11 protein-coding genes are annotated in these 11052 nt (G+C 56.2%); 3 read left to right on the forward strand and 8 right to left on the reverse strand.

Annotation, left to right across the window (positions count from 1 at the left end):
• Window positions 1–59: 59 nt before the first annotated feature.
• The 7 genes from E1297_RS07815 to E1297_RS07845 all read right to left on the reverse strand — a co-directional run bounded on the left by E1297_RS07815 (window position 60) and on the right by E1297_RS07845 (window position 8204).
• Window positions 60–593 (reverse strand): hypothetical protein, encoded by a 534-nt coding sequence (locus E1297_RS07815; protein ID WP_155136171.1) that lies wholly within the window; start codon window positions 591–593, stop codon window positions 60–62.
• Window positions 594–961: 368 nt separating this feature from the next.
• On the reverse strand, window positions 962–1243 hold the full coding sequence (locus tag E1297_RS07820; protein ID WP_155136174.1) for a hypothetical protein: 282 nt from the start codon (window positions 1241–1243) through the stop codon (window positions 962–964).
• Window positions 1244–1564: 321 nt separating this feature from the next.
• Window positions 1565–2767, reverse strand: coding sequence for a DUF2333 family protein (locus tag E1297_RS07825; protein WP_155136177.1), 1203 nt, complete (start codon window positions 2765–2767; stop codon window positions 1565–1567).
• 52 nt (window positions 2768–2819) lie between these two features.
• Window positions 2820–4142, reverse strand: a complete 1323-nt coding sequence (locus E1297_RS07830; RefSeq protein ID WP_155136180.1) for a DUF6638 family protein — start codon at window positions 4140–4142, stop codon at window positions 2820–2822.
• Window positions 4143–4150: 8 nt separating this feature from the next.
• Complete coding sequence (locus E1297_RS07835) at window positions 4151–6022, reverse strand: ATP-binding protein (RefSeq protein ID WP_155136183.1); 1872 nt, start codon at window positions 6020–6022, stop codon at window positions 4151–4153.
• Window positions 6023–6032: 10 nt separating this feature from the next.
• The gene (locus E1297_RS07840) at window positions 6033–7061 is read right to left on the reverse strand and encodes a hypothetical protein (protein ID WP_155136186.1); all 1029 of its coding nucleotides are present in this window, start codon (window positions 7059–7061) and stop codon (window positions 6033–6035) included.
• A gap of 54 nt (window positions 7062–7115) precedes the next feature.
• Window positions 7116–8204 carry a hypothetical protein gene (locus E1297_RS07845; RefSeq protein ID WP_155136189.1) on the reverse strand — a complete coding sequence of 363 codons (1089 nt, stop codon included), beginning with the start codon at window positions 8202–8204 and terminating at the stop codon, window positions 7116–7118.
• 207 nt (window positions 8205–8411) lie between these two features.
• Between E1297_RS07845 and E1297_RS07850 the strand changes: the two genes are divergently transcribed.
• From E1297_RS07850 to E1297_RS07860, 3 genes are read left to right on the forward strand one after another with little or no spacing between them, the layout of a single operon-like run.
• A complete protein-coding gene (locus E1297_RS07850; protein WP_155136191.1) occupies window positions 8412–9377 on the forward strand; it encodes a hypothetical protein in 966 nt (321 codons plus the stop codon).
• Window positions 9359–9688 (forward strand): hypothetical protein, encoded by a 330-nt coding sequence (locus E1297_RS07855; RefSeq protein ID WP_155136193.1) that lies wholly within the window; start codon window positions 9359–9361, stop codon window positions 9686–9688. The genes E1297_RS07850 and E1297_RS07855 overlap by 19 nt, the downstream gene beginning before the upstream one ends.
• Window positions 9685–10632, forward strand: a complete 948-nt coding sequence (locus tag E1297_RS07860) for a lytic transglycosylase domain-containing protein (RefSeq protein WP_196223238.1) — start codon at window positions 9685–9687, stop codon at window positions 10630–10632. The genes E1297_RS07855 and E1297_RS07860 overlap by 4 nt, the downstream gene beginning before the upstream one ends.
• 201 nt (window positions 10633–10833) lie before the next feature.
• Here the strand turns inward: E1297_RS07860 and E1297_RS49090 are convergent.
• Window positions 10834–11052 (reverse strand): hypothetical protein (locus tag E1297_RS49090; RefSeq protein WP_196223239.1); only part of this gene is annotated, 219 nt, incomplete at its 5' end.

Below are 11052 nucleotides of genomic sequence, written 5' to 3' on the forward strand. Positions count from 1 at the left end.
CCGTCCTTCAGGGCGGGGAAGACGTTAATGAAGAGATGACGGCCACCGGGCGCTCACGCTCAATCTAGGTTTACTATTCGGAAAATATCACGCTCGATACCCTTCCAGTGCTTCATGTATTTTTCCTTCTCAAAAAAAAAGCTGATTCGCAGTTCTCCCTTCTTGGTTTCAAACTCGCAAATCGTATTGTAATGGCTGTCGGGCGGCACTCGCTTACATGCAATTAACCGATTTAAGGCGCCTTGGGTGTTGTAAGAAAAATAGATGTCATAAACCGCGCCGGGGCCTTGCCGATACAAAGCGTCGGTCTCTCCGAAACTGAACCGAGACGGTATCTTGCGGTACGTCATCGGCCTCATTCTGATGGTCTTAAGTAATCCCGTTGCTTCATCGATCTCGGCATCGGAGGGGTCGAATTCATACCAATCCTTATCTTGCTCCTGATTGATTTCCGCATTTTTAACAATCGTGTAAAAAGTACCGAAGGGTGCTTGCTTATTCTGCCCGAGAGGCCTCATAGAGGGCCATTCGTATTTGATGGCGATTGACTTAAAGGATTTTCCTTCCTCCTTTAAATCATCGATTCTGGCCACAATGTATTCCCGGCGTATACGCACCGGGACCTCTCCGATCTTGAAGTAATAGAACGGGTACATCGATACGTGGAAATATGAATTATAGACATCGTAGGACCAATAGGCAAATAGTGTCATGAGCAACAGAAAGGTGATTTCGTATTCCTTTGCTTAGAAAAGCTGTGATGAAGATGCAAATAGATAAGTATTAAAAATTTACGATGTCAATACTTACATAATCAAACTAACAGCGGAAGAGGAAGAAAATTTACTATAACGCGCTGGCGTTTGCCGAATAGTATTCCGAATCCTTCAGAAGGAGGCGGTGCGCCCCAATGGGCGCGCCGAAGCAACCGGAAAGTGAGCGGCCCGGTTGCTTTGCGGACTCACCTCCCGTCGTCGTCGCCCAAAAAATCGACGAGTTCATCTTCATCCTTGCGGAACGGATCATGATACTGACGAAGGCAAGCGAGCAGACACGTTCGAAAATTAGTCGTACTCTCGAGACCAGTCCCGGCGAAGCTCTTAAACGCTGGAAGTTTCAAAAGATCTTCACTGACTTTTGAAACAAGAGCGATTTCAGAAGAGCCGATGCTATCGGCACTCTCATCGGCAAATTCATCAAAAGAGATGCGGGTGTCTTTGTCAGCAGATTTCGTTTTGAACATGATGTCTCCGTTTCCGGCGCCCAACGGGCGCGAGTGGGGGCAACAAAGGAGGACGCGAGCCTTCCCTCTTGCCAGTATCGAACGGCAGAACCGCTCGATATTGGCAACCTTCACAACTCTACCAGTAAGGAAGAACCCAGCTGGGTTCGCCGGCGAAAACAAAGTAGTCGGCAAACCTGCCTGTCGTACGTCTCGTGACGCGTGTTTCAAGCGCCAAACATCGTGCATTAAATGTCGGAAACCCGCTTAAAGTATCAAATATGGAGCTTTACGCGGCGGCGGCATCATTGCGCCGCCACCACTTGTTCCGCCGGCCCAAGATCAGCGATCAAGGATATCCCGGAGCTCGGACAGGTTCGCCCGTGCTGTCAGAATGACCTGCGTCTTGACCGCGAGGTGATCAGGCATCAGGAAGCCGTCCTTGCGCCCGTTCGACACGATCCACGGGGAAAGGGAAGCAGCGTCCGCGAGGTTTTCCTCCAAACGGTCCCAAATGTCCGTGAGCTGACGACGCTCCTCGACCTCGGCGAAATCTACCCGGGCCGCCTGAAGCAGGCCGTGATAGGCGTAAAGCAATCCCGAAGCCTCATGGAACATGTTGTCGGCACGCATATCGAACCAGCCCGCGTCGTTGCCGGAGGCATCGACAAACTTGTCGGACGACGGATCATACCGAACCGCCTGGGAGCGCTTGTTCAGAGCATCCGCGATGGAGCCAAGATCGTTGGCGATCCGATCCATGTAGGAGCGCAGGTTGTCCGCACGGGCATCGAGAACGGCCTTGCAGTCGTCCAGGCGCTTGTTGTAACCGTCGAAGAGATTCATTGCCTTCCGGTAGGAGTACTGCGAAGGCTGAATCGGTCCGAACGGGCGACCGCGGTCAAACGGATTAAACCACCATGTCTCGCTGTCGTACTGAAGCGCTCCGCGGGCGTTCAGGAGATCGTCGTCCGCCTTGGAGGTGCCGCGCACGCGGCCGATGGTGTCGGCGAGTTCGACGGCGGTGCGTCGGGTCGCCATCAATACGCCGTGCTGGAACGCCGCCTTGTTGTCGAGAAATGGCGTATCGTCCCATGGAATGAGCGTAAACAGGCCCATCTTGTATTGAGGCATGGAAGGCATCCACGCATTCTCGTTGACCATGAAGTCGATCAGCTTGATCTGCATGTCCACGAGGCGGGAGCGGTCGCACATCCTAGTGTCTCCCGTACCTTCCTGAACGGTAACGGCCTCATTCGCGCCGACGGAACGATCCGCTTTGCTTAGGACGGACGCCGGATAGTGAAGGTCGTAGCCGCGGATCCAGCTCGCATTCCACAACAAGGGAAACAGGTAGGCAACAACAAACAGAACGATGGAGATCTTTACGGCATAGGTGATCCACCGCAGGCGGGGCTTGCTGCCGTCGTCATAGGCAGCCGGAGCCGGCAGGACCAGAGACTTAGCCCACTTCGCCGCGCGGCCGGGCAGGGGGCCGACCTTCCGCAGCAGACCAGTGGTCCACTCGATGATTCCATCAAACATTCCCAATCCTTCCTTTTGTTCTTGGGCGAGGAGCGAATCCTTCGCCGCAAACTCAGTTGGTGTGGCCAAACAGCTTCATCCGAAAGCCATTCTTCATCCTTAGGGCGTTTCCGCCGCCATCGTCATAGATCGACCTGATAGCTCCGAGCGCGAATTTCTTGGCTCTGTCGCTCATGTCGGCGTAGATCTCGTAGAAGCGCACCTTATTGACCGCGAACAGGGAGACGACATCCCACTCGCAGTACTCACTAACGAAACGGTTGATTTCCCAAACGTCCTCGATGTCCGGCAGGGCGCGGCGGATCGCGAAACGCACCAGTGCATCGGCATCCGCGTCGAACGAATGGACGTCCCCGCCGGAAGCGACGATCTTCCGCATTTCCGTCAGGTACACGTAGATCGGATCCTCATTCAGGATGCCGAGATTCGCATACATGATGGAATTCATGCTCTTCTCACTGACGACAGCATGGTCGTCGAACGGAACGCCGTTCTCCAAGAGGACGTGAGCTACCCGCATAGACAGCTTGTGGTGCAGGACATCGTCTGACAGACTTTCCACGTTGAGGTCGTCAAGAAATCGACGTTCTTCAAGAACCTCGATTGCCTCTGCGGCATCGGCCAGCAAGTGACCACTGATATGATCCTTCATGCCGTCCGGAACCTGATTACGGAAGAACATTCTCGTCTCCGGGGTCGCCGTGGACCCGTCAGAGCGAAAGACGTAGGCACCTCCGAAGTGGTCCGTCCAGAACACGTTGGGCCACTCGAACTTCCGATGTCGACAGGCGAGACCGTTCCGGCGCACATCGCCGCAAACAAGAACCTTCTCCAACATGCCTTCAAGGAAGCCGGGTACACGCCAGGCCATATCATCCTGTTCGAACACGGCGACCATCGCGCAGAGATCCTCGGACGCCTCCAGAATGCCGGAGGGCGTGTGGATGACGAATTCCACCGTCTTGAAGTCAACGATGTCGGCCGGACGCTTTACCGATACGACGAGGTTCTCTATCTCTCCATAGATCGCGTCGCTGAGCGTCACACGCTCGATGGACGGCATGTTGGCATCCATGAAGCGACGCAGGACGGTGATGTCAGTCGAGAAGTGCATCTTCACGATGGGCAGGGAACGCTGTTCCGGTGACAGGATGATAAAGTGCCGATTGACCCCTTCCGGATCGAGGTACTGCTTGTCGCCCTTTTCATGGGCGACCTCCGGAGAGAAGCCAGAGGCATCCACATGGAATTCCTCCAGATCGGTCGGAGCGATCCCCATAGCACGTAGACAGGCATTATACCTGCCGACCATGGTGGCACCACTCACTCGGTGGAGGTTTCCAAAAATAAGCCCGTTCGAGAGGAGTTTTTCCATGTTTTCCCTCAAGACTTCTTTTTGGCGCCAATAAAGCGCTCGTTAGCCGCTTCGGTGCGTTGCATGTTGCGAACCATGTCGTCGATGGCGGCATCGTCGGATTTGTCCGCATACCGCATTTCACTGCCGGCGTACTGGTTGATCTCCTGAAGGATCGTCGCGAAGGTGATTGGCTTGCGCAGCTCGTCGATCATTTCTACCTTCCGTGCGAGCGGGAGATGCATGAAAACCTCCGGGTTTTCGAACCACTCGTCCGGCAGATCGACATCCATCGAACGGAACTTCACAGCATCGGTGATGTTCTTGATGGCGCGACCGGTGAAGGTCGGCTGAGCCTCCTTGATTGCATGAAGATAGCGGCCGACGGCGGCGAGGGACTTGGGTTCGCCGTTAACGCGCACGAAATCGCCCCATACCTCCTTCAGGCGATCCTCCTGAGGCTCGTTGAAGCCGTCGTAGCTTTTCGCGACCATCTTCTTGATTTCCTGCGACGACAGGAAGTCGTGGTCGCCCATCGGCAGATCGTGACGCTTCCCGAGCAGAATGGACAGGATGTCGACGTAATCCTCACTGGTCTGCGGGCCGTCCACGAGCCAACGCGCGCCGGCACGCTGACGCAGAGCGTCATCCACCTTTTCGGGGTAATTGGAGAACATGCCGAAAGTGCAGTTGCCGTTGATGACCGTGTTTGCGCCCGCAAAGGCATCCATGAGCACACCCGTCACTTCCTGTTGCCCGGAAGAAGAGTGCTTGTCATCCCGCTTGCCCGCAACCTGATCGACATCGTCGATGGTGCCGAAGCCGATGGCGGTCGGGTCAAGGACACGATTAAGGAACGCGCGGCAGTTCTGACCGGACTTGCCTTGATACTCTGAGATCTGGTCGACCCCGAAGTTCTCAAAGTGAAACGGGTATCCCGCGATCTGGCAGTATTCGTTCATCAGTCCGGCAGCCATCTGGATAAGAGTGGTCTTGCCGGTTCCCGGGAAGCCGTCGCCGATGAAGGTGAAAACGAACCCTCCGAGTTCGACGAACGGGCTTTTTCGCTCCTCGAAACTGTAGCTGGCCAGCATCTTCGCCATGCGCATGGCCTGCGACTTAGCAATGTGATTGCCTACGACCTCGGTTGGCTTCTTGAACTGAATGGCCGAAGCCTTCTTGGATACGGCGCTCGGACGAGAGAAACCACTTACACGGAAATCGTCCTTCTCTACCGAATAGGTGACGGCCGAAAAATCGGCGATGAAGTCCGCCATCACCTTATGGGACTCGTGCTCGCAGGCACGCATCACACCTTCGCAGACATCGGCCACGGCCTCGTCGATCTCACCTTCGGCGATCCCGTCGACCGCCTTCGTTAGATGTCCGGCGAACCATGCGACCGCGTCGAAGGAGGTCGCCAGGTTCGGATCCTTGAGCGCCTCGACATCAGCTCCGGACCGGGTGCCGGTCTTGACCGACAAGTGGGCGGCTGCGGCGAACAGGGAGACGAGCGCACGAACCTTCACCAGCTTTCGAAACTTCCCTTCCTCCTGAGAGGTGAGACGGCCTTCTCGATTACGCGTTCCCAGTTCCACATAGCCGAGCGATTCCACAGCCATGTCACCGACGGTCATGCCGACGGCCAGCGCGCGGCGGGCCTTGTGCAGGATGCCGTGAGCCACGGGGGAGAGGAGTTGGTCGTCCTCTTTCTTGAGAATGCTTTCCAGATCGGTCGTCTTTGTCGAAACGGATGAAGGTTCCGAGCGGTGGGCGAACCGAAAGTTGGTTTCGGGAGCGGCCGTCACGTCCGACTGCTGGCCGTTCCGCAGCGCCTTCAACGCAATATCGAGTTTAATGTCGATGTCCTCTTCCGGGACGCGCACGCTTCTGTTTTCCATCGTTGTTTCCTTAGTTGTATTCGATGAGGCCAGTTTTGGTGACGACGTGCACGGATGCCCCCTTCAGGGAAGGGCATTCGTTCCGGCGAGTCGAGATCTGCTGGTAGACGGCGTGCGGCATGGCGATGTGTTGCACCACCTCGGTTGCTCCGCGTTCCGCGCAATCCGGATCGGAAGTGTCCACCCGGAAGTTCTGGGACGTGCGCGAGGAGAAGATTCCCGCGCGAACCTCTTTGGTCGACCCAGCCTCAGCCGTCTCGTGAATCCAGCGTATTACCCATGCGTCGCGCTGATTTGAAACGGATTCGAAGGCATCACGAACCGGATCGTCGACGGACGAGAAGCTCGGGTTGAGAAGCGGGCCGATGACGACCCGTTCGACCAGATTCACGTAGATGTGGTCAGAACTGTCGGCGATTTCCTGCGCGAGAGTGATCATCTTGAAGCCAGACGAGGCGAATTTTGATGCTACGTTCTTCACCTTTCGCAAGGTCTTCTCCAGGGCCTCGCCGTCAAGCTTGCCGTCGGTCTTGATGTCCGCGCGACAATGAATGGCTCGTCCGAGCGATGAATCCCACGCGTCCCACTTGAACTCATAGCGGTCGCCTCCGTCCAGAGACTTGAAGAAGACCTGCTCTTCGGAATTTGAACAGAAGACGGCGGCTTCCGAGGACTTAACGCGATTCATCTCCCGGGCATAAAGGCCCCGGGCCAATCTTTCCCGCATGCGCTCGTTAGGAAGGCGACGACGCAACAGAATCTCGTCGAGAATCTCTTTTCTAACGTCATCGGGGCGGTCCCCGGTCATCGCAACACCCTCGACGACATCGTTTCCGATAGCGAGGACATCTGCAGCGACCGGAAAACCGGAGTTCTTGTGGTCGATGTTCATCGATCTGCCGCCGCTCGCTCTGATCTCCATGAGCATGAAAAGCACAGACAGACGTTCGAAGGCCGACTTCGCGAGCGGTTCGGAGAATTCCGACAGCGCTTCCGCAATGCCCTTTAAAAGGCTAAAATATTCGTGACGGGAATCCAATTAAACAACTCCGGCATGATCCCGGCACCGGACGATCCGATGCCGGGGCGTTCATCAGTTCTCGACGTATTTGCCGGTGTCGACCTTCTCGAGAATATCGGCGAAACGACGTGCGAAGGTCATGTTGGCCGCCTTACCGCGATCCTGAACGTCCTTCTCGCGCTTCATGAATTCCTCGTGAACCTCCATCATGGACATGATGCGGTTCTCGGAGGAAGTGCCGATCTGAAGCATCATTTCGCTCACTTGGGCATCGGTTTCCTTGCCAATGTCGTCGATGCGATGCGCCACGGACTGCTGCTGGGAGGTACGCAGGGATTTCTCCAAGGCATCGTAGAGGACGGAGCGCTGTTCGGTGTCGATGGCCAGTTTCTCGATCATCGTGTTTTGGGCAGCCTTCTGCTTCGTCAGGGATTCGACGGAACTCTGGTATTGACGAGCGTAGCGCTCCAGGGACTGCTGAACGGCGGTGACCTCCTGAAGCTTAGCGGTCTTCTCGTTGTGCTCGGTGAGCAGGAGATCGCGCTCGTTCTCGGCAGACTTGCGCAGGTCGCCCGTCAGATCCGCCATGCGAGCCTCGAGACGGTCGAGTTCAGGATTCAGCTTGTCGATTTCCGCCTTGAGGGCCTCGATATCCTTCGCTACCACGACGGTGCGCTCCTGGACCTTCGCCTGCCCAGCCTTGACGCTGACGATCTCGCTGTCGATGGCCGCGAGCTGCTCCTTGAGAAGGACACCGATGATGTCGGACTTGCGGATCAGTTCGTTCAGGTTCTTCTCGACCGACGTCGTCTTGACGCGTTCGGAACGCAGCTGCTCAGCCTTATTCTTTGAGAGGAAACCAACGATCGCTTCCCACGTGGTGGGTTCGGCCATCTGCTTGAATTCTTGACCGAAGGCCAAGGTGACTTGATCGAGCCCCTGAACGAGTCCGGCGAGATTTGCCTGAATGAGTTCCTGGTTCTTGAAGACCGCCTCAAAGTCATCGTCGGCCATGTCGACCTCGAGATTCTGAATGGACTCAGCGCCGAGAATCTTCGCCAGGCGTTCCTGATGAAGCTTCTGCGTGTCGTTGGTGGACTTGACCGCTTTCTGCGCCTTGACGATGTCGGCTTCCAGATCGTCCAGTTTCACTTTCGCCATATTCCGGCACTCCTGTTAGTTGCCCGATCCCGCAGGCTAGGTTGTCTCGAATGAGTTTATAGATCACGAATCCTTAGTGCACAATACAAAATGTTGACGAAAGGCCAAGCATTAAAGGATTCGATAAGTCGCTGTTGGAATTCAATTACGCACGCTCTTCGGTAAAAAAAGCTGGATCGCGAAGCCGCCGGCGATCACCATTCGAATATGGAACCAACAACGACCATAGAATCCGGCGCAGCGATCGCGGACGACAGGATCGCATTCGCGCTTCTAGCCGCCGTCCTGGCGCGTCTGGACGAGGCTGGAATTTGTTCAAGGGCCATCGCGGATATTTATCGGCCCGGTTCCCTTAGGCGGGAGGCGGTCTCCATCACAGGGCTCGAGGGATCACTCGTTCGAATGGAGACGCTAGCCACTCTTCTCGCCGATTCAGAGGAGACGGCCGTGGATCGGGGGAGCCTAATGGCACTCGGCATCCATAACGCACTAGAGAAGATGACGGGATGGCCGGAAGAGGGACCCACTTCCGATGAAGTCTCTGACGCGTTCAAGACCTCTGATGCCGCCAACGGTCGGCTCATGCGCGCGGATGCCGTATGGAGTCTCGAGGACGACAGCGAGTGGATGGCGAACGAACTGTCCAGGGTAAGCGAAACGTCTGAGCCATGGACGGCCGTGGAAGTCATGAGATCGATATGGACATCCGGACGGTTTTTTGGAAATTCGAGAAGAATGGCTCTGATAGCCGCTCCATGGGTTCTCGAAACAGGTTTCGGACTTTCGACGCGCGCAATAGGCATCGCAAGCGGAATCAGTAAGAACGTGGATGCAGTGAGAAACGCGTCCGGCGACAAGAATACATGGTCCGTGGTCTTCGCAGAAAGGGCGGCGGCGGGCATTCAGACCGAACTCGAGAATTTCAGGAACGTACCTGCCCGAATAACCTCGATGGAGGCCCTTTGTCCGACCGAACGGTCGTCGTCGAGGATCGGACTCGCGATCAGGCAGTTTATGAGAACCCCGGTCGTGACCACCAAGTCCTTCTCCAAGGCGCTGAACGTCAGTGATCGCGGGGCGAAGATTATCCTGGACAAACTCATCGAAACGAGCGTCATCGATGTCGAGGGCGGCGCCAGAAACAGGAAGTTTGTATGCCGCCGAGCAATGTGATCGACAAGTTGGAGCGCCTCGTCAATGCCGGGTTCCAGGCGATCGGCGCGCGCGTAATCGTGGAACGTGACGGCGCAACCCTCTCAGTGCGGAACTTGCTCATCGAAATCGAGAGAGGACGATTAAACGCCTACGATTCGGAAAGCACGGGATCCGAACCTGTGTTTTCCGTCCCGGCGTCCGGTCTCGTTTCCTGCGCATCATGGGTCGTTATCAATGTCACGACGGGCAAGGCGGTTCGAGCGATCGAGGATTGCATGGAAAACTTAAAGAGCATGGACGACGGAACGATCAAGGAGGTAACGCAATGACTCTGATCAAGTCCTTGACCGCCTGTCTCGTCATGGTCGTCGCCTTGTCCGGCCATGCGATGGCGGGGTGGAAGCATAATCGCGAAAGCGCGATGACTCTCCGAGAAAGAGGGCAGCCGGTCGCCGCCTACAAGTCTGCAATGTCGAACACGTCGAGCAGGCCCAGGGACGTTTTCGACCGTAACTTCGTCGCCGGATGGATCGCCCTGGAGAAATTGAACCGCCCGGACATCTCTATCAAGCATTTCGCGGAGATGGCATCCGTATCGCCTAAACTTAAGGCGGAAAAGAGGGCCTCAGCGAAATCGAAGTCCGGATACTGGCTCGGCAAGGCACTTTCGAAACAAGGAAACTCGCAAGGCGCGAAAGCAGCCATGCAGGCCGCAGCACGTTACCCGAACACCTTCTATGGGCAATTAGCCTCGGCTGAACTCGGTATACGCCTCGACTCCACGCGGCTTTCTCACGTCAAGGAGAGGTATCCGTTTGAGGATTACCGCTGGACCGACAACCGGGTGCGTAAGGAATTCGTTCTCGCCGTCATCCGCGAGGAAAGCCGCTTCAACGAGAGGGCCAAGAGCCATGCCGGTGCCGTAGGCCTGATGCAGCTGATGCCGGGCACCGCTAGGGATATAGGCAAAAACCACGGCGTCAAGGTCGACATGAGCCTCCTCGGGAAAGACAAGGACTATAACGTTATCTTCGGGTCGAACTATCTGGCGGACCAGTACCTGAGGTACAACGGCAATGCCATGCTGGCGGCCGCGGCATACAACGCAGGTCCCGCAAATGTCGACGAGTGGCTGAGACGTTTCGGCGATCCTAGGTCCTCGAGTGTCGATCCGGTCACTTGGGCAGAAAGCATTCCCTTCTCGGAGACGAGGAACTACGTCCAGAAAGTCATTTCCTCATATGTGACATACCTGTCGCTTGGTATCCCCTGATACAACAGATCCGGGGCCACGAAGCGGGAAGGGACGGATTTGTCGCTCTTTGGTAAAAAAAACGGGCCGCAAAGCGACCCGTTCAAGAATTCGATTTCGTTCCGATCCTATTTAAATATTCAGGCGGACGTTGTGGTTGACTGCGATGCCATGGATGCCTTGGCCCAGATCCGCCGCCCCGGAAAGACCCGTGTAGTCCGGTTAGCCGGTATTAAGAGGGTGAGCAGTCGGCTGGATCGCACCGAACTCGTATACGGGCGCGGAGGCTTTCCGGGATCCGTCGCCGTCGAGGTAGAAGATCATGATGCTGGCAGTGACGGCGGCGAGAATAAACAGAACCGCCGCCGCCTCCATCAGGGTCACGCCGCGCTGGCGGCGCGCCGACAGCTCCTCGCGAACGGACCCGCGACAGAGCCGATC

Source organism: Roseibium sp. RKSG952, from assembly GCF_009711355.1.